Raw genomic sequence first — 17,747 nt, 5'->3', positions numbered from 1 at the left:
GGTCGCTGAATCGTGGAGAACCTGATTGCGCTGCTCATCGCGGCGCCCCTGCTCGGAGCGGCGGTCCTGCTGTGCGGCGGTCGGCGCCTGGACGCCGTCGGACACTGGATCGGCACGCTCCTCGCGGCCGTGTCCTTCGTGTTCGGCGCGATCCTCTTCGTCGACCTGCTCGGCAAGGACGCCGACCACCGGACGCTGACCCAGCATCTGTTCAGCTGGATCCCGGTGGAGGGCTTCCAGGCGGACGTCGCCTTCCGCCTGGACCAGCTGTCGATGACGTTCGTCCTGCTGATCACCGGTGTCGGCTCGCTGATCCACCTGTACTCGATCGGGTACATGGAGCACGACGAGCGGCGCCGCCGCTTCTTCGGCTATCTGAACCTGTTCCTCGCGGCGATGCTGCTGCTCGTCCTCGCCGACAACTACCTGCTGCTGTACGTCGGCTGGGAGGGCGTCGGTCTGGCCTCGTACCTGCTGATCGGCTTCTGGCAGCACAAGCCCAGTGCCGCGACGGCCGCGAAGAAGGCGTTCCTGGTCAACCGCGTCGGCGACATGGGTCTGTCGATCGCGATCATGATCATGTTCACCACCTTCGGGACCTTCGCCTTCGGCCCGTTCCTCGGCACCCGCGAGGAGCCCGGGCTCGTCGGCGAGACCTCCGAGGGCACGCTCACCGCCATCGCCCTGATGCTGCTGCTCGCGGCCTGCGGCAAGTCCGCCCAGGTACCGCTGCAGTCCTGGCTCGGGGACGCGATGGAGGGCCCGACCCCGGTCTCGGCCCTGATCCACGCGGCGACGATGGTGACCGCGGGCGTCTACCTGATCGTCCGCTCCGGCGCGATCTTCAACGCCGCGCCCGACGCCCAGCTGGTCGTCACCATCGTCGGTGCCGTCACGCTCCTGTTCGGTGCGATCGTCGGTTGCGCGAAGGACGACATCAAGAAGGCGCTGGCCGGCTCGACCATGTCGCAGATCGGCTACATGGTCCTGGCCGCGGGCCTCGGCCCGATCGGCTACGTCTTCGCGATCATGCACCTGGTGACCCACGGCTTCTTCAAGGCCGGGCTCTTCCTCGGCGCCGGTTCGGTCATGCACGGCATGAACGACGAGGTCGACATGCGCAAGTACGGCGGCCTCAGGAAGTACATGCCGATCACCTTCATCACCTTCGGCCTCGGCTACCTCGCGATCATCGGCTTCCCGGGCCTGTCCGGCTTCTTCTCCAAGGACAAGATCATCGAGTCGGCGTTCGCCAAGGGCGGCACCGAGGGCTGGATCCTCGGCGGCTGTGCCCTGCTGGGCGCCGCGATCACGGCGTACTACATGACGCGCGTGATGCTGATGACGTTCTTCGGCGAGAAGCGCTGGCAGGCCGACGAGCACGGCCGTGAGCCGCACCCGCACGAGTCGCCCAGCTCCATGACGATCCCGATGATCCTGCTGGCGTTCGGGTCCGTCTTCGCGGGCGGCCTGTTCAGCGTCGGTGACCGCTTCGTGCACTGGCTGGAGCCCATCACCGGCCACGACCACGGCCACTCCCCGCTCAGCGCGGCCACGGTCACGGCGTCCACGGTGGCCGTGATGGTCATCGGTGTCACCGCCGCGTACCTGCAGTACGGGCGCCGCCCGGTGCCGGTCGTCGCCCCGCGCGGGTCGCTGCTCACCCGGGCCGCCCGGCGCGATCTGCTCCAGGACGACTTCAACCACGTCGTCCTCGTCCGCGGTGGCGAACACCTCACGCGCTCCCTGGTGTACGTCGACCACACCCTGGTCGACGGCGTCGTCAACGGCACGGCGGCCTCGGTCGGCGGCCTCTCCGGACGGCTGCGCAGACTCCAGAACGGCTTCGCGCGGTCGTACGCGGTCTCGATGTTCGGCGGTGCGGCACTCCTCGTCGCCGCGACCCTGCTGATGAGGGCGGTCTGATACCGATGTCCTTTCCCCTGCTGACAGCGACGGCGGCGCTCCCCGCGATCGGGGCGATCGTCACGGCCGCCGTACCGGCCACGCGGCGCACCGCGGCCAAGTGGCTGGCGCTGCTCGTCTCGCTCGCCACGCTCGCGCTGGCCGTCGCGATCCTGGTCCGCTTCGACCCGGACGGCGACCGCTACCAGCTCACCGAATCCCACTCGTGGATCGCTGAGTTCGGGGTCCGTTACGACCTGGGCGTGGACGGCATCGCGGTGGCCCTGATCGCGCTGACCGCCCTGCTGATCCCCTTCATCATCCTCGCGGGCTGGCACGACGCCGACCCGCTGGAGACCGGCAGCAAGCGCTGGCGGCCGACGCAGGGCTTCTTCGCCCTGATCCTGGCCGTCGAGGCGATGGTGATCCTCTCCTTCGAGGCCACCGACGTCTTCCTCTTCTACATCTTCTTCGAGGCCATGCTCATCCCGATGTACTTCCTCATCGGAGGCTTCGGGGACCGTGCCCACCAGCACGGCGAGGAAGTGGCGTCCACCCAGCGCTCGTACGCCGCGGTGAAGTTCCTCCTCTACAACCTGGTCGGCGGCCTGATCATGCTGGCCGCGGTGATCGGCCTGTACGTGGTCGCCGGGAACTTCTCGCTGCCCGAGATCGCCGAGGCCCGGGCCAACGGCTCGCTGGAGATGGCGACCAGCACCGAACGCTGGCTGTTCTCCGGCTTCTTCTTCGCCTTCGCGGTGAAGGCGCCGCTGTGGCCGCTGCACACCTGGCTGCCCAATGCCATGGGTGAGGCCACCGCCCCGGTCGCCGTCCTGATCACCGCGGTGGTCGACAAGGTCGGCACCTTCGCGATGCTCCGCTTCTGCCTCGGGCTGTTCCCGGAGGCCTCGAAGTGGGCGACGCCTGCCGTCCTCGTCCTGGCGCTGATCAGCATCATCTACGGCGCGCTGCTCGCCGTCGGCCAGCGGGACATGAAGCGCCTGGTGGCCTACGCGTCGATCTCGCACTTCGGCTTCATCATCATGGGCATCTTCGCGATGACCAGCCAGGGCCAGTCGGGCGCGACGCTGTACATGGTCAACCACGGTCTCTCCACGGCCGCGTTGATGCTGGTGGCCGGCTTCCTGATCTCGCGGCGCGGCTCGCGGCTCATCGCCGACTACGGGGGAGTGCAGAAGGTCGCCCCGGTGCTCGCCGGCACCTTCCTGATCGGCGGTCTGGCGACCCTGTCGCTGCCCGGACTGGCGCCGTTCGTCAGTGAGTTCCTGGTCCTGGTCGGCACCTACGCCAGCTATCCGGTGGTCGGCATCATCGCCACCTTCGGCATCGTGCTCGCCGCGCTCTACACCCTCGTCCTGTACCAGCGGACGATGACGGGCCCGGTGAAGCCCGAGGTCGCCACGATGCCGGACCTCAGGGTGCGGGAGCTCGCGGTCGTCGCCCCGCTGGTCGTACTGCTGATCTTCCTGGGCGTCTACCCGAAGCCCGTCACGGACATCGTCAACCCGGCGGTCGAGCACACCATGTCCGACGTACAGAAGAAGGACCCCCAGCCCGAGGTGGAGGCGGCCAAGTGAGCGCATCAGCCGTCCACAGCCTGTGGACAACCGCGGCCGACCCGATCTCGAAGATCGACGCGCCGAAGATCGAATACGGACAATTGTCGCCCACGCTGATCGTCGTCGGCGCGGCGATCGTGGGGGTGCTGATCGAGGCGGCGGTACCGCGCAAGTCCCGGTACTACGCTCAGGTGATCGTCTCCGCCATCGCGTTGACCGCCGCCTTCGCCGCGGTGGTCGCCCTCGCGGCCGACGGGTACGGCACCACGAAGGCCGGCATCGTGGCGATGGGCGCCATCGCCGTCGACGGCCCGGCGCTCTTCCTCCAGGGCACGATCCTGCTGGCCGGGCTGGTGGGCCTGTTCACCTTCGCCGAACGGCGGCTCGACCCGGCGGCGCACGGCAACCGGGTCGACTCCTTCGCCGCGCAGGCCGCGTCGGTGCCGGGCAGCGACAGCGAGAAGGCCGCGGTGCGGGCCGGGTTCGCCACCACCGAGGTGTTCCCGCTGCTGCTCTTCGCGGTCGCGGGCATGCTGGTCTTCCCGGCCGCCAACGACCTGCTGACGCTGTTCATCGCGCTGGAGGTCTTCTCCCTGCCGCTGTACCTGATGTGCGCCCTCGCCCGCCGCAAGCGGCTGATGTCGCAGGAAGCGGCGGTGAAGTACTTCCTGCTCGGGGCGTTCGCCTCCGCGTTCACCCTGTTCGGCATCGCGCTGCTGTACGGCTACGCGGGTTCGTTGTCGTACGCGACGATCGCGCAGGTCGTCGACGGCACCCTCACCACCGTCGACCCGGCCCTCGCGTCCACCATGGGCAATGACGCGCTGCTGCTGATCGGCATGGCCATGCTCGTCATGGGCCTGCTGTTCAAGGTCGGCGCGGTGCCCTTCCACATGTGGACGCCGGACGTGTACCAGGGCGCGCCGACCCCGGTGACCGGCTTCATGGCGGCGGCGACCAAGGTGGCGGCGTTCGGCGCGCTGCTGCGGGTCCTGTACGTGGTGCTGCCCGGCCTGCGCTGGGACTGGCGGCCGGTCATGTGGGCCGTCGCGATCATCACCATGCTGGGCGGCGCCATCGTCGCGATCACGCAGACCGACATCAAGCGGCTGCTGGCGTACTCGTCGATCGCGCACGCGGGCTTCATCCTCGCCGGTGTGATCGCGACCACGCCGGACGGTGTCTCCTCCGTGCTGTTCTATCTGGGCGCCTACTCCTTCGTGACGATCGGCGCCTTCGCGGTGGTCACACTGGTCCGGGACGCGGGCGGCGAGGCCACGCATCTGTCCAAGTGGGCGGGGCTGGGTCGGCGTTCGCCGCTGGTGGCGGCCGTGTTCGCGGTGTTCCTGCTGGCCTTCGCGGGCATTCCGCTGACGTCCGGGTTCGCCGGGAAGTTCGCCGTGTTCAAGGCGGCGGCGGAGGGCGGGGCGGCCCCGCTGGTCGTGGTCGGTGTGATCTCGTCGGCGATCGCGGCGTTCTTCTACATCCGTGTCATCGTGCTGATGTTCTTCAGCGAGCCGCGCGCCGAGGGCCCCACGGTCGCGGTGCCGTCTGCGCTGACGACGACGGCGATCGCGGTCGGCGTGGCGGTCACGCTGGTGCTCGGTGTGGCGCCGCAGTACTTCCTGGACCTGGCGAGCACTGCCGGGGTGTTCGTGCGCTGACCCGCGCCGCCGACACGGAGGGCCCCGGTTCCCGAGGTGGGAGCCGGGGTCTTCGTCGTGCGCGGGGGCAGGGATGACCGGCTCGCTTCGGCCGACCGCCGACCGCCGACCGCCGACCGCCGAGCGTTACGAGGGGCAGCCTGTGGATAACTCCGGCGCTGTCGGTGCGGACGCCTATCGTGGACGCAGTGGTCGAGAAGCGACGTACGGGGGGCACGACGATGGGCGGGACGGGCGGGATCGGTGTCATGACAGCGGTAGCCGAGAGCGAGGCGTTGGCCACGCTCAACAGGGTCTTCGGGTACGAGACCTTCCGGGGCGAGCAGGAAGCGGTCATCGAGCATGTGGTGGTCGGCGGTGACGCCGTCGTCCTCATGCCGACCGGCGGCGGCAAGTCACTGTGCTATCAGATCCCGTCCCTGGTCAGACCCGGTACGGGCATCGTGGTGTCACCGCTGATCGCGCTGATGCAGGACCAGGTGGACGCGTTGCGGGCGCTCGGTGTGCGGGCCGGGTTCATCAACTCCACGCAGGATTTCGACGAGCGCCGGGTGATGGAGGCCGAGTTCCTCGCCGGGGAGCTGGACCTGCTGTACCTCGCCCCGGAGCGGCTGCGGCTCGACTCCACGCTGGATCTGCTCTCCCGCGGCAAGATCGCGGTGTTCGCGATCGACGAGGCGCACTGCGTGTCCCAGTGGGGCCATGACTTCCGGCCCGACTATCTGGCGCTGTCCCTGCTCGGCGAGCGCTGGCCGGACGTCCCGCGGATCGCGCTCACGGCGACCGCCACCCACGCGACGCACCAGGAGATCACCGAGCGGCTGAACATGCCGACGGCCCGCCACTTCGTGGCGAGCTTCGACCGGCCCAACATCCAGTACCGGATCGTGCCGAAGGCCGACCCCAAGAAGCAGCTGCTGAGCTTCCTGCGCGAGGAGCACGCCGGGGACGCGGGCATCGTGTACTGCCTCTCGCGCAACTCCGTGGAGAAGACGGCGGAGTTCCTCAGCCGCAACGGCGTGGAGGCGGTGCCGTACCACGCGGGGCTCGACGCGGGGACCCGCGCGGCGCACCAGTCCCGCTTCCTGCGGGAGGACGGGCTGGTCGTGGTGGCGACGATCGCGTTCGGCATGGGCATCGACAAGCCGGACGTACGGTTCGTCGCGCACCTGGACCTGCCGAAGTCGGTCGAGGGCTACTACCAGGAGACGGGCCGGGCGGGCCGGGACGGGCTGCCGTCCACGGCGTGGATGGCGTACGGACTCAATGACGTCATCCAGCAGCGCAAGATGATCCAGTCAGGGGAGGGCGACGAGGCGTTCCAGCGGCGGGCGGAGGCCCACCTGGACGCGATGCTCGGCCTGTGCGAGACGGCTCAGTGCCGGCGGGGACAGCTGCTCGCCTACTTCGGCCAGGACCCCGATGCGTCCGCCTGCGGCAACTGCGACACCTGCCTGACTCCGCCCGAGACCTGGGACGGGACCGTCGCGGCGCAGAAGGTGCTGTCGACCGTGGTGCGGCTGCAGCGGGAGCGGGGGCAGAAGTTCGGGGCGGTGCAGATCGTCGACATCCTGCTGGGCAAGCGCACGGCCAAAGTGATCCAGTTCGACCACGACCAGCTCTCCGTCTTCGGCATCGGGGAGGAGCTGAGCGAGGGTGAATGGCGGGGCGTCATCCGGCAGTTGCTGGCCCAGGGCCTGCTGGCCGTCGAAGGGGAGTACGGCACGCTCGTGCTGACCGAGGGCAGCGGGGCGGTGCTCCGGCGGGAGCGGGAGGTGCCGCTGCGCAAGGAGCCGAAGAAGCCGGTGACCTCGCGGTCGGCGTCGGCCGGCAAGGGGGAGCGGAAGGCCCGGGCCGCCGTGGTGGAGTTGCCGGAGCGGCTGGTGCCCGCGTTCGAGGCGCTGCGGGCCTGGCGGGCCGAGCAGGCCCGGGAGCAGGGGGTTCCGGCGTATGTGATCTTCCACGACGCGACGCTTCGGGAGATCGTCACGGTCTGGCCCTCGTCGGTGCGGGAGCTGGGGAGCGTCGGCGGAGTGGGGGAGAAGAAGCTGGCGACCTACGGGGAGGGCGTGATCGGGGTTCTGGCCGGGCTGGGCGAGGGCGCGGCGGAGTCCGAGCCTGAGTCCAAGTCCGAGCCCGAGTCCGAGCCCAGGAATCAGTCCGTGTCTCAAGGCGAGGAGGATCACTGGCCCGAGATGGACGCGGAGCCGGAGCCTGACGGCTGGGAGTGAGGGGTCGGCCGGGGGCGGGACGCGCCTTCGCCGCTAGGCCAGCGCCGTCAGCCCCGGACCGAAGACGATCAGCAGCGGGAGCAGGGGCACCAGCGCCGCCGCGGTGGTCGTCAGGACCCGGTGGCGGCGGTCCAGGCGCGGCTGGGGTTCCAGCAGCCGGTCCACGCGCTCGCCCAGCAGGCGGTGGCTGGAGGCGCAGGACAGGACGCCTCGGTGCTGGTTGAGCTCGATCAGGGCCAGCGCCGTGGTCAGGTGGCCGCAGCGGCGGGACGCGGTGTCGTCGGCGGCCAGCTCGACCAGGCGGTGGGTCTGGTCGCAGAAGTGGGCGAACAGGGGGATGCGGGGGAAGCCGGTGGCCAGTGCGGTGGACAGGTGCAGCAGCCAGTCGTGGCGGGCCCGGGCGTGGCCGCGTTCGTGGGTGAGGACGGCGTCCAACTGGTGGTCGGTCAGGCGGCGCAGGGCGCCGGTGGTGACGATCAGCTGGGGCGGGTTGCCGGGCATCCACCAGGCGTCCGGGTACTCGTCCTCCAGCACCAGCAGGGGGCCGCGCGCGGCCGGGAGACCGGCGGGCAGGTCCGGGGCGCGTTCGCGCAGGTGGGCCCTGGCCTGGCCGCGACTGCGCCGGGCCTCGACCAGCTCACGGGCCAGCATCGCCGTCGTCCAGGCGGCGCCGCAGGCCAGCAGCAGCGTGAAGGCCGTCACCCAGACCGGCGCCGTGGACAGGTCGTACGCCGCGGTCACCGCGGGCGGCGCGGGCGCGAAGACATGGTCGCGGACCGTGTGGAAGACGGCGGCGGCGCCCAGGACGAGGGCCGTCAGACAGCACAGCAGCACGGTCGCGACCAGGCACTGCCACACCCACAGCGCGACCACCGGCTCCCGCTCCGGCCACATGGCCCGGGTCAGGGAACGCGGTACCGGCACGGCGGCCAGCAGAGCGACGGCGCTCAGCAGGAGCAGGCAGACGGTCATGCCACGGGCTCCGGATCCTGGTCGGGACAAGGGCGGCTGCGGGGCGGGCTGTGCGCGGGCGGTGCGAGAGCGTGTCCCGCGCGCACCGTCCGCCGCCCAGTATGACGGCGAGCGGCGGTACGCGGCAGACATCGGCGGCCATCGAACCGTTCGACCCGAGGGGAGCGGCCGCGAGCGGCAACTCCCGCGGGGGCGATGGCCGTTCGGCAGGCGGTGGGATCAGGCCCCGGCGGCCACCACCCGCCCGGTGACCTCGCCCAGCCCCACCCGCGCCCCGTCCGCTCCCGGGGCCCACGCCGACAGCGTCACCACGTCGCCGTCCTCCAGGAAGGTCCGCTTGCCGTCGGGGAGCTCCAGGACGTCCCGGCCGTTCCAGGTGAGCTCCAGCAGGGAGCCGCGCTCGCGTTCCGCCGGGCCGCTGACCGTGCCGGAACCGTAGAGGTCGCCGGTGCGCAGGGAGGCGCCGTTGACCGTCATGTGGGCCAGCTGCTGGGCGGCCGTCCAGTACATCGTCGAGAAGGGAGGTTCGGAGATCACATGACCGTTGAGGGAGACCGAGATGCGCAGGTCGTAACCGGCGGGTTCCTCGACCGCGTCGTCCAGGTAGGGAAGCAGGTCGTGGGTGCGCTCAGGAGGGGCCACCCGGGCCTCCTCCAGCGCGTCCAGCGGGGTGATCCAGGCCGACACCGAGGTGGCGAAGGACTTGCCGAGGAAGGGGCCGAGCGGGACGTACTCCCAGGCCTGGATGTCGCGCGCGGACCAGTCGTTGAGCAGGCACAGGCCGAAGACGTGCTCCCGGAAGTCGCCGAGGCCGACCGGGCCGCCCATCGCCGACGGCACGCCCACCACGAAGCCGACCTCGGCCTCGATGTCCAGGCGGACGGACGGGCCGAAGACGGGCGCCGCGTCGGCCGGCGCCTTGCGCTGGCCGGAGGGCCGTACGACATCGGTGCCCGAGACCACGACCGTGCCCGAGCGGCCGTGGTAGCCGATCGGGAGGTGCTTCCAGTTCGGGGTGAGGGAGTCCGCGGCGTCCGGGCGGAACATCTGGCCGACGTTCCGGGCGTGGTTCTCGGAGGCGTAGAAGTCCACGTAGTCCGCGACCTCGAAGGGCAGGTGCAGGGCCACCGCGGAGAGCGGGTGGAACAGCGGCTCGATGGTCTCCCGGTGGGACGGCACCGTGACCCAGGCGGTCAGCGCGCGGCGCACGTCCGACCAGGCGGTGCGGCCCGCCGCCAGCAGCGGGTTCAGCGTGGGCCGGGCGAGCAGGGAGGCGTACGGGGAACCCAGGGCCAGCGCCGCCGCGCCCGCGTCGAGGACGTGGTCGCCGAGCCGTACACCGACCCGGCGCTCGCCGTCCTCACCGGGGAGGGAGAAGACACCGTACGGAAGGTTGTGCGGGCCGAAGGGGTCGCCCTCGGGGACATCAAAGGGGGGCATGGGTGCTGCCTCACTCTCGTGCGTGCCACGGGTCCGTGTCGTCGCCGCACACGTTACGGGTGGGGCACCCGTCTTGGGCAGTGCACAAGGGAGCGGGACGATCAGTTCCCGAGGTGCGTCGGGCCTGCTGGCGGCCGTGTCGCGCGGTCCTCGCTCCGCCCCGTCCTGCCCTCCGCCCCGTGCGTCACGGCAGTGCCCTCATGTCACCAGCAACGGGTGAGGACAAGGGAGTTGGAGGGGGCGCGTGGGGCGCAGGGGGGCGCCGGGGTCGTCCGGTTCGCGCTGAGTCGTGGGGGCGTCCTGTCCGTATTCTCTGATCATGGCCGCACCCATCGCATATTCACTCATCGCCACCGACCTGGACGGGACCCTCCTGCGAGGCGACGACACGCTCTCCGACCGGTCGCTGGCCGCACTCGCGCGGGTGGCGGAGGCGGGGGCCCGGCACCTGGTGGTGACCGGCCGGCCGGCGCCCAGGGTGCGGCCGCTCCTGGACGACCTGGGCAGCGAGGGGCTCGCGGTGTGCGGGCAGGGTGCGCAGGTGTACGACGCCGGCGCGGGCCGTCTGCTCTGGTCCGTCACCCTGGACCAGGAGCTGGCCGAGACCGCGCTCGGCAAGATCGAGGCCGAGGTGGGACAGGTGTACGCGGCGGTCGACCAGGACGGCGTCGACGGGCTCACCCTGATCGAGCCCGGGTACCTGATGCCGCACCCCACCTTGCCCGCGGTGCGCGTCGGCCGGCGTGACGACCTGTGGGGCGCGCCGATCAGCAAGGTGCTGCTGCGCCATCCCGAGCTGTCCGACGACCAGTTGGCGGCGACGGCGCGTTCGGTGGTGGGTTCGCTGGCGACGGTCACCATGTCGGGGCCCGGGACCGTCGAACTTCAGCCATGCGGCATCACCAAGGCGACCGGGCTCGCCCTGGCCGCGGATCACCTGGGCCTCGGCCCGGAGGGGACGATCGCCTTCGGTGACATGCCCAACGACATCCCGATGTTCGACTGGGCGGCCCACGGCGTGGCGATGGCCAACGCCCATCCCGAACTCAGGGCGGTCGCCGACGAGATCACCCTGTCGAACGAGGACGACGGCATCGCCGTCGTCCTCGAACGACTCTTCCGGTGACGGGCCCGGTCAGTACGCCCCGAAGACGTTGTCGATCGAGCCGTACCGCTGCGCCGCGTAGTTGCAGGCGGCGGTGATGTTGGCGACCGGGTCGTAGGGGTCCCACGAGGTGCCGGACACGTGGTACGCCTGGAAGGTCGGGTCGATCACCTGGAGCAGGCCCTTGGAGGGGGTGCCGGCGGCGGCGTTGGAGTCCCAGTTGTTGATCGCGTACTGGTTGCCCGAGGACTCCCGGATGATGTTGCGGTAGATGCCGTTGTAGCTGCCGGGGATCCCCTTCTGGGCCATGACCTGGAGGGACGCGCGGATCCAGCCGTCCAGGTTGTTGGCGTACCCCAGCGAGGCGGCGGTGGTGACGGTCGGGGTGGCCGCGGCGGCGGTGGTTGCCCCGAGGAGCGGCAGCGCGAGTACGGCGGCTCCGGTGCCGAGGACGGCGAGCTTGCGGGCGACCCGGCTGGTGCGGGCAGGACGGTGCTGAGCGGCAGCAGGCATGACGAAGTTCCTCTCCGGCGCCTGCGAGGTGAGCTGTCGGGTTCGGGCGGGAGCTGCCCGGCCGCGCACCGCGAAGGGCGCGCGACTTCACCCCGAGCCGCACCGGCGCGTCCGAAGACGTTCCGGGTCGGCGACTTACCTGGTTCCCCCGCTCCTGCCGTACGAAGAATCTCGGTGGAGCCGGACGGCGGCAGGATTAGGCGTCCGCCCGACAGGCCGGGAACGTATGCGAGAGCACATGTCCGAAACAAGTAGCGGATTCACATATCCAGGGTTTTGATCTTCGTTCGCGGGATGCGTGGCGGTTGCATCTTTGCGAGTGCCAAGGCCCAACTGGCCGCCGGGGAAGGGGTGTCGGGGGAAGTCTGAGGGGCGCCTGCGGACTCGGGGGCGTGAGTCACATCACGCGTGATCACAAGTCGCGCCAAATCTGGCAATCAACCTAAAAGGCGCATGGCACGTGCAGCATGGTTCCGTCCGCGAGGGGGATACGGACATCCGTGCGGGTTGTCTCTTCGGCTCGAGACACGCTCCACCGCTTCCACGTAAGTCGATCTATATCCGTTCTTATCAGGTGATCAAAAACATAACCACCGTGATCCGATACCGCCCGTCGTGGACGGGTGGGCGGCAGCGGTGATCGAAACGTGACCGGATACGCTGACTTGAGTGAAGGCAGCGACCTATCGACAAACCGCGTAATCGCCAGTAGACACCAGCAGACAGGAGACCCCTCGTGACCGTCGTCGGGCCGTTCGGGCTGAGCGTGCGGGACCAGGCTCTGGAAGCCGATGTCCAGGCCGGATTGGCGGCTGTCGAGGAGGGACTGCTCGAGGCCACCAAGAGCGAGGTCCCCTTCATCACGGGCGCAGCCCAGCATCTGGTGCGCGCGGGCGGGAAGCGGTTCAGGCCGCTGCTCGTGATGCTCAGCGCGCAGTTCGGGGACCGCCACGCGCCGGGGATCGTACCGTCGGCCGTGGTGGTGGAGCTGACCCACCTGGCGACGCTGTACCACGACGACGTGATGGACGAGGCCGAGGTCAGGCGCGGGGTGCCGAGCGCCAACACCCGCTGGGGGAACTCGGTCGCGGTCCTCACCGGTGACTTCCTCTTCGCCCGCGCCTCGCACATCCTCGCCGACCTCGGCCCGGAGGCCGTCCGGGTCCAGGCCGAGGCGTTCGAGCGGCTGGTCACCGGGCAGATCCTGGAGACGGCGGGACCGCAGGACGGGCGCGACCCGGTCGAGCACTACCTCGATGTGCTGGCCGGGAAGACCGGCTCGCTGGTGGCGGTGTCGTGCCGCTTCGGCGCGATGATGTCGGGCGCCGACGAGACGGTGGTGGACGTGCTCACCCAGTACGGCGAGCGGCTGGGGGTCGCGTTCCAGCTGGCCGACGACGTCCTGGACATCGCTTCCGACTCCCGCGAGTCCGGCAAGACGCCGGGTACGGATCTCCGGGAGGGGATCGCGACCCTGCCCGTGCTGCGGCTGCGGGAGCGGGCGCAGCGGCTGGGGCTCGCGGAGGACATCGCGCTCTGCGAGCTGCTGGACTCCGACCTGACCGACGATGTGCGGCACGCCGAGGCGCTGGCCGCGCTGCGGGCGCACCCGGCTCTGGAGCAGGCCCGCCGGGACACCGTGCGGTACGCCCAGGACGCGCGGGCCTCGCTGGCGCCCCTGCCCGAGTGCGACGCCAAGGCCGCGCTGATGGAGCTGTGCGACGCGGTGGTGCACCGCGCGGGTTAGCGGCGCGGCCCCCTTCCGGGCCACCGGCGAAACGGCGGCGCCTCCCCCGACCCCTACGGGTCGGGGGAGGCGCCGCCCTCTTGTGTCATACCGCAGGTGTACACGGAGTTGAGCCCGCGGTCTGACGCTTCGCGGCCGCCGATTTGGTCAGATGGTCACAACGGAAAACACCACTCCTCACCGATTCGGGTGAGAATGGCGGCTAAGGGCTGGACGCACGGGAATTGGCAGGCCGCCGCCGACGACGGAGGTAAGTCAGACATGGCACCGTACGAATCCGACGACAGCACGACCGCGAACGAGGTCGACGACCTGCGCTCGGGGCGGCGCAAGGCCGCGCGGTACGTCGTTCCGGTCGCGGTGGTGGGCGTGGCGGCGGCGACCATCGGTCTCGTCCCCGCCCTCGCCGACTCCGGCGACCCCGACCTGCCGAAGATCAGCGCACAGCAACTCATCGAGAAGATCGCCGAGTCCGACGTACAGCAGCTGTCCGGGACCATGCGGGTCAGCACCGATCTGGGGCTGCCCGACCTCGGCGGTCTGGAGAGCTCGCTGGCGTCCGGGGCGATGGAGTCCGGGGACGGTTCGTCCGCCGACCCGTCGGCCAAGCTCACCGAGCTGGTGTCCGGCAGCCACACCCTGCGGGTCGCCGTCGACGGCCCGGACCGGCAGAAGCTCTCGCTGCTGGAGAACTCCTCGGAGTACAGCCTCATCCACAACGGCAAGGACGTCTGGGGCTACGACAGCTCCTCCAACGAGGTCTTCCACAGCACCGCCCCCGACAGCGCCGAGCCGGACAAGGAGGTCCCGGCCACGCCCAAGGACCTCACCGAGGAGGCCCTGAAGTCGGTCGACGACACCACGTCCGTCACCGTCGACGGCACCGCGCAGGTCGCGGGCCGGGACGCCTACCGGCTGCTCATCAAGCCCAAGCAGTCCGGCACCACCGTCGGCGCCATCACCGTGGCCGTCGACGCGAAGACCGGTATGCCGCTGAAGTTCACGCTCACCCCGTCGAGCGGCGGCGCCGCCGTGGTGGACGCGGGCTTCACCGACGTCAGCTTCGCCAAGCCGGCCGCCTCCACCTTCGACTTCACCCCGCCGAAGGGCGCGAAGGTCACCGAGGACGACGCGCTCGAGGCCCCCGCGGAGGAGCAGGAGAAGCACTCCAAGGCGCCCGAGCTGGAGCCGGAAGGCGAACCGGAGGTCATCGGCGAGGGCTGGAACTCCATCGCCGTCCTCGACACCGGCGGCGAGGGCATCCCCTCCGGCTCCGAGGTCGGCGGCGACCTCGGCGGCTTCATGGATTCCCTGGGCGACAAGGTGAAGGGCTCGTTCGGCGAGGGCACGGTCTTCAAGACCCGCCTGATCAACGCCCTGATCACCGACGACGGCACGGTCTACGTCGGCGCGGTCACCAAGGACGCGCTGGTGAAGGCCGCGAACGCCGGGTAGTAAGGCACCCATGACCGACACGTCCGCCGCGGAGCCGAAGCCGGAGCAGGGTGACGGCGTGATCGTCACCCGCGCTCTCACCAAGCGCTACCGCGGCGGACAACTCGCCGTGGACGGTCTCGACCTGACCGTCCCGGCGGGCAGCGTCTTCGGCTTCCTCGGCCCCAACGGCTCCGGCAAGACCACCACCATCCGGATGCTGATGGGCCTCATCGAACCCACCTCCGGCACGGCCCGGGTCCTCGGCCGCCCCATGCCCCGCGCCACCCGCTCCGTCCTCCCGCACGTGGGCGCCCTGATCGAGGGCCCCGCCCTCTACGGCTTCCTCTCCGGCCGCGACAACCTCCTGCGCTACGACGCCGCCGACCCGACCGCCGACCCGCGCACCCGGCGCGAGCGCGTCGCGGCGGCGCTGGACCGGGTGGGCCTGACGGCCGCCGCGGCCAAGAAGGCCAGGGCGTACTCGCTCGGCATGAAGCAGCGGCTCGGCCTGGCCGCCGCGCTGCTCCAGCCGCGCCGCCTGCTGGTGCTGGACGAGCCGACCAACGGCCTCGACCCGCAGGGCATGCGCGAGATCCGCTCGCTGATACGGGAGTTGGCCTGCGACGGCACGACCGTCTTCCTCTCCTCCCACCTCCTCGACGAGATCGAGCAGGTGTGCACGCACGCGGCCGTGATGGCCCGGGGCCGGCTCGTCACCCAGGGCGCGGTCGGCGACCTCGCGGCCGGAGTGCGCGGCAGGCTCCTGGTCACCACCCCCGACACCGCGGACGCCGCCCGGGTGCTGAAGGAGCAGGGAGCGAGTGATGTCGTGGTCGCCGAGGACCGGGTGACGGCCGAGCCGCCCGACCGGGACCTGGCGGAGCTCACCGCGGCTCTGGTGACCGCGGGCGTCCGCGTCCGTGGCTTCGGGGTCGAACGGGCCTCCCTGGAGGACGCGTTCGTGGCGCTGACGGGAGAGGGCTTCGATGTCGCAGGCTGAACTCACCGCTCCGGTGCGCAGGGGATGGACCTTCGGTCTGTTGCGCAACGAGATGGGGACGACCCTGCGCCGCTGGCGCACCCTCGCCCTGCTGGGAGTCCTCGCGGCCGTGCCGGTCCTGGTCGGGGTCGCCGTGAAGATCGAGACCGGCGACGGCGGTTCGGCCGGCGGCGGCGAAGGTCCCGCGTTCGTCGCGCAGATCACCAACAACGGCCTGTTCCTGGTGTTCACCGCGCTCGCCGCGACACTGCCGTTCTTCCTGCCGATGGCGGTCGGCGTGGTCGCGGGCGACGCCATCGCCGGCGAGGCGAACGCGGGCACCCTGCGCTATCTGCTGGTCGCCCCCGCGGGCCGCACCCGGCTGCTGCTCACCAAGTACGCGACCACGATGGCCTTCTGTCTGCTGGCCACGCTCGTGGTCGCGGTCTCGGCGCTGACGGTGGGCGCGCTGCTCTTCCCGCTGGGGGACCTGACGACGATCTCCGGCACTCGGATCGGCTTCGGCGAGGGACTCGGCCGCGCGCTGCTGATCGCGCTGGTCGTCGCCGCGTCCCTCACCGGGATCGCGGCGCTCGGCCTGTTCGTCTCCACCCTGACCAACAGCGGCATCGCGGCGATGGCCACGACCGTCGGCCTGCTGATCACGGTCCAGATCCTCGACCAGATCCCCCAACTGGACGCCCTCCAGCCGTACTTCTTCTCCCACTACTGGCTGTCCTTCGCCGACCTGATGCGCGAGCCGGTCTACTGGGACGACCTGGTCAAGAACCTCGGCCTCCAGGCCCTGTACGCGGCCGTGTTCGGCTCGGCGGCCTGGGCGAGGTTCACGGCGAAGGACATCACGGCCTAACTCTCGTGGGGGAAGCGCGCGAGCGGGGTCTCCCCCTGGAAGAACGTCTTCGCGCGGGTCAGCGCGTCGGCGTCGTTGAGTACGTCACCGGGCTTGCTGCCGTTGCCGAGCAGCACTCCGCCGAAGCGCATGCCCATGTATGCGGCCGAGTTGTTGAGCGTGCCGATCAGCGGATCGGCGACCACCTGCTCGTGCTCGGCGAGCACGGTGACGCCCCAGAGGGTGCGCCCGGCCAGCGTCGGCTTGAAGTCGAGGCCGGGGGTGCGCAGCCAGCCGGCCCAGTAGTCGAGGTAGCGCTTGGTGTGGGCGGACACGGAGTACCAGTACAGCGGGGAGACGATCACGATGTCCGTCGCCGCGAGGGTTGCGTCGAGCAGCAGTGCTTCGGGGCCCTCGGTCGGGCGGACACGGTCGCTGTCGTGGCACAGGTCCACGAAGTCCGGCAGCGGATGCGCGGCGAGATCGATCCACTGCTGCTCGACGTCCTCGGGCAACTGTTCGGCGGCGCGGCGGGCGAGCGTCTCGGTGTTGCCGTCGTCGCGGCTGCTGCCCAGGACGAACAGGAAACGGCGGGTCATGGGTCCCCCAGGTGGCGAATGGTCGGCGTACGCGAACAAACTGCATCTGCATTATATGCGTACGCAAGAAGTTGTCGAGGGGGATTATCCGGAGTCCGCCCGCTACCGTCGCCCGATGCCGGTCAGGTGGGCCAGCGCCTCGGTCTCCCGGGGCGGCCCCCCGGCGGTCTCGCCGAGCCGCCAGTCGTGGACCCAGGGCACCCGGTACACGTCGATGACCTCCTCGATCGCCTTCACCCGCCGGGCGAGCGGCCGCGGCAGCCGGCCCGGCGCGTCGGCGACGAGCACGACCGCGTCCAGGTCGAGTCCGGGCGGCACCGGCCCGTACCGGAAGGCGTCCAGCGCGCGCAGTACGGCGTCGAGGCCGGCGGCGTGCGTACGGCCGACCAGCAGGACGGAGCGCGGAGCGCCGGGCCCCGGCCAGTCGCGCCCGCAGTCGTGGCCGCCGTAGACCAAGGCCAGGGTGGTGACACCGGCGCCGCCGTGGGTGCCGACCCAGGAGTAGCGCCGGGGGGTGACTCCGGCGGGCGGGGCAGGCGGTGGCGGTGCTTGAGGTACGGCCACCGGCCCGCGGATCCAGATTTCCGGTCCCTGTCGCACGTCGGTGGGCATGCCCGCGTGCGCCCCTCGGCACGCCATCGATGCGGGGGCGAGTCCTGGAACGAGGCTGTGACGACTCGGTGACGTGTGCGGCGGGGACCTGCGGAGAGACTCGACGGTAGGTG

General features: G+C 70.7%; 14 protein-coding genes and 1 riboswitch. Of the genes, 9 read left to right on the top strand and 5 right to left on the bottom strand.

Features of this window, described 5'->3' with window-relative positions; genetic code table 11:
- Positions 1–12: 12 nt before the first annotated feature.
- The 4 genes from nuoL to recQ all read left to right on the top strand — a co-directional run bounded on the left by nuoL (position 13) and on the right by recQ (position 7,380).
- On the top strand, positions 13–1,926 hold the full coding sequence (gene nuoL, locus ACFYW5_RS04940) for an NADH-quinone oxidoreductase subunit L (protein WP_389415482.1): 1,914 nt from the start codon (positions 13–15) through the stop codon (positions 1,924–1,926).
- Between the two features lie 5 nt (positions 1,927–1,931).
- Positions 1,932–3,503 carry an NADH-quinone oxidoreductase subunit M gene (locus tag ACFYW5_RS04935; RefSeq protein WP_389415481.1) on the top strand — a complete coding sequence of 524 codons (1,572 nt, stop codon included), beginning with the start codon at positions 1,932–1,934 and terminating at the stop codon, positions 3,501–3,503.
- A complete protein-coding gene (nuoN, locus tag ACFYW5_RS04930) occupies positions 3,500–5,149 on the top strand; it encodes an NADH-quinone oxidoreductase subunit NuoN (RefSeq protein ID WP_389415480.1) in 1,650 nt (549 codons plus the stop codon). The genes ACFYW5_RS04935 and nuoN overlap by 4 nt, the downstream gene beginning before the upstream one ends.
- Before the next feature lie 221 nt (positions 5,150–5,370).
- Entirely contained in the window at positions 5,371–7,380 is a 2,010-nt protein-coding gene (gene recQ / locus ACFYW5_RS04925) for a DNA helicase RecQ (protein WP_389415646.1), read from the top strand.
- A gap of 33 nt (positions 7,381–7,413) precedes the next feature.
- Here the strand turns inward: recQ and ACFYW5_RS04920 are convergent, their stop codons facing one another.
- Both ACFYW5_RS04920 and fahA read right to left on the bottom strand, forming a co-directional pair.
- Positions 7,414–8,352, bottom strand: a complete 939-nt coding sequence (locus ACFYW5_RS04920) for a M56 family metallopeptidase (RefSeq protein ID WP_389415479.1) — start codon at positions 8,350–8,352, stop codon at positions 7,414–7,416.
- A 219-nt stretch (positions 8,353–8,571) separates the two neighbouring features.
- Entirely contained in the window at positions 8,572–9,792 is a 1,221-nt protein-coding gene (gene fahA, locus ACFYW5_RS04915; RefSeq protein ID WP_389415478.1) for a fumarylacetoacetase, read from the bottom strand.
- A gap of 319 nt (positions 9,793–10,111) precedes the next feature.
- On the opposite strand from fahA, the gene ACFYW5_RS04910 reads away from it, so the two are divergent.
- Positions 10,112–10,918 (top strand): HAD family hydrolase, encoded by an 807-nt coding sequence (locus ACFYW5_RS04910; protein ID WP_389415477.1) that lies wholly within the window; start codon positions 10,112–10,114, stop codon positions 10,916–10,918.
- 9 nt (positions 10,919–10,927) lie between these two features.
- On the opposite strand, the gene ACFYW5_RS04905 is transcribed toward ACFYW5_RS04910, so the two are convergent.
- Positions 10,928–11,410, bottom strand: coding sequence for a transglycosylase SLT domain-containing protein (locus ACFYW5_RS04905; RefSeq protein WP_389415476.1), 483 nt, complete (start codon positions 11,408–11,410; stop codon positions 10,928–10,930).
- Positions 11,411–11,415: 5 nt separating this feature from the next.
- Positions 11,416–11,623, bottom strand: a riboswitch (cyclic di-AMP (ydaO/yuaA leader).
- 523 nt (positions 11,624–12,146) lie between these two features.
- Between ACFYW5_RS04905 and ACFYW5_RS04900 the strand changes: the two genes are divergently transcribed.
- The 4 genes from ACFYW5_RS04900 to ACFYW5_RS04885 all read left to right on the top strand — a co-directional run bounded on the left by ACFYW5_RS04900 (position 12,147) and on the right by ACFYW5_RS04885 (position 16,444).
- Positions 12,147–13,157 carry a polyprenyl synthetase family protein gene (locus ACFYW5_RS04900; protein WP_389415475.1) on the top strand — a complete coding sequence of 337 codons (1,011 nt, stop codon included), beginning with the start codon at positions 12,147–12,149 and terminating at the stop codon, positions 13,155–13,157.
- A 261-nt stretch (positions 13,158–13,418) separates the two neighbouring features.
- The gene (locus ACFYW5_RS04895; RefSeq protein WP_389415474.1) at positions 13,419–14,612 is read left to right on the top strand and encodes an outer membrane lipoprotein carrier protein LolA; all 1,194 of its coding nucleotides are present in this window, start codon (positions 13,419–13,421) and stop codon (positions 14,610–14,612) included.
- Between the two features lie 10 nt (positions 14,613–14,622).
- Positions 14,623–15,594, top strand: a complete 972-nt coding sequence (locus ACFYW5_RS04890; protein WP_389415473.1) for an ABC transporter ATP-binding protein — start codon at positions 14,623–14,625, stop codon at positions 15,592–15,594.
- Complete coding sequence (locus tag ACFYW5_RS04885; protein ID WP_389415472.1) at positions 15,581–16,444, top strand: ABC transporter permease; 864 nt, start codon at positions 15,581–15,583, stop codon at positions 16,442–16,444. The genes ACFYW5_RS04890 and ACFYW5_RS04885 overlap by 14 nt, the downstream gene beginning before the upstream one ends.
- On the opposite strand, the gene ACFYW5_RS04880 is transcribed toward ACFYW5_RS04885, so the two are convergent.
- Both ACFYW5_RS04880 and ACFYW5_RS04875 read right to left on the bottom strand, forming a co-directional pair.
- Positions 16,441–17,022: a flavodoxin family protein gene (locus tag ACFYW5_RS04880; RefSeq protein WP_389415471.1), complete on the bottom strand. Its 582-nt coding sequence runs from the start codon at positions 17,020–17,022 to the stop codon at positions 16,441–16,443. The genes ACFYW5_RS04885 and ACFYW5_RS04880 overlap by 4 nt on opposite strands.
- A gap of 102 nt (positions 17,023–17,124) precedes the next feature.
- Positions 17,125–17,634 carry a hypothetical protein gene (locus ACFYW5_RS04875; protein ID WP_389415470.1) on the bottom strand — a complete coding sequence of 170 codons (510 nt, stop codon included), beginning with the start codon at positions 17,632–17,634 and terminating at the stop codon, positions 17,125–17,127.
- Positions 17,635–17,747 lie beyond the last annotated feature (113 nt).

The organism is Streptomyces sp. NPDC002779 (genome assembly GCF_042888685.1).
Lineage (GTDB): Bacteria > Actinomycetota > Actinomycetes > Streptomycetales > Streptomycetaceae > Streptomyces.
The sequence above is the reverse complement of the archived record's forward strand: the minus strand, read 5'-3'. Positions and strand labels throughout refer to the sequence as shown.

Bases quoted from the DNA above. Each gene is read 5' to 3' on its own strand.
- ACFYW5_RS04935 (WP_389415481.1), top strand. From the start codon at position 1,932: ATGTCCTTTCCCCTGCTGACAGCGACGGCGGCGCTCCCCGCGATCGGG.
- recQ (WP_389415646.1), top strand. From the start codon at position 5,371: ATGGGCGGGACGGGCGGGATCGGTGTCATGACAGCGGTAGCCGAGAGC.
- ACFYW5_RS04920 (WP_389415479.1), bottom strand. From the start codon at position 8,352: ATGACCGTCTGCCTGCTCCTGCTGAGCGCCGTCGCTCTGCTGGCCGCC.
- fahA (WP_389415478.1), bottom strand. From the start codon at position 9,792: ATGCCCCCCTTTGATGTCCCCGAGGGCGACCCCTTCGGCCCGCACAAC.
- ACFYW5_RS04910 (WP_389415477.1), top strand. From the start codon at position 10,112: ATGGCCGCACCCATCGCATATTCACTCATCGCCACCGACCTGGACGGG.
- ACFYW5_RS04905 (WP_389415476.1), bottom strand. From the start codon at position 11,410: ATGCCTGCTGCCGCTCAGCACCGTCCTGCCCGCACCAGCCGGGTCGCC.
- ACFYW5_RS04895 (WP_389415474.1), top strand. From the start codon at position 13,419: ATGGCACCGTACGAATCCGACGACAGCACGACCGCGAACGAGGTCGAC.
- ACFYW5_RS04890 (WP_389415473.1), top strand. From the start codon at position 14,623: ATGACCGACACGTCCGCCGCGGAGCCGAAGCCGGAGCAGGGTGACGGC.
- ACFYW5_RS04885 (WP_389415472.1), top strand. From the start codon at position 15,581: ATGTCGCAGGCTGAACTCACCGCTCCGGTGCGCAGGGGATGGACCTTC.
- ACFYW5_RS04880 (WP_389415471.1), bottom strand. From the start codon at position 17,022: ATGACCCGCCGTTTCCTGTTCGTCCTGGGCAGCAGCCGCGACGACGGC.
- ACFYW5_RS04875 (WP_389415470.1), bottom strand. From the start codon at position 17,634: ATGCCCACCGACGTGCGACAGGGACCGGAAATCTGGATCCGCGGGCCG.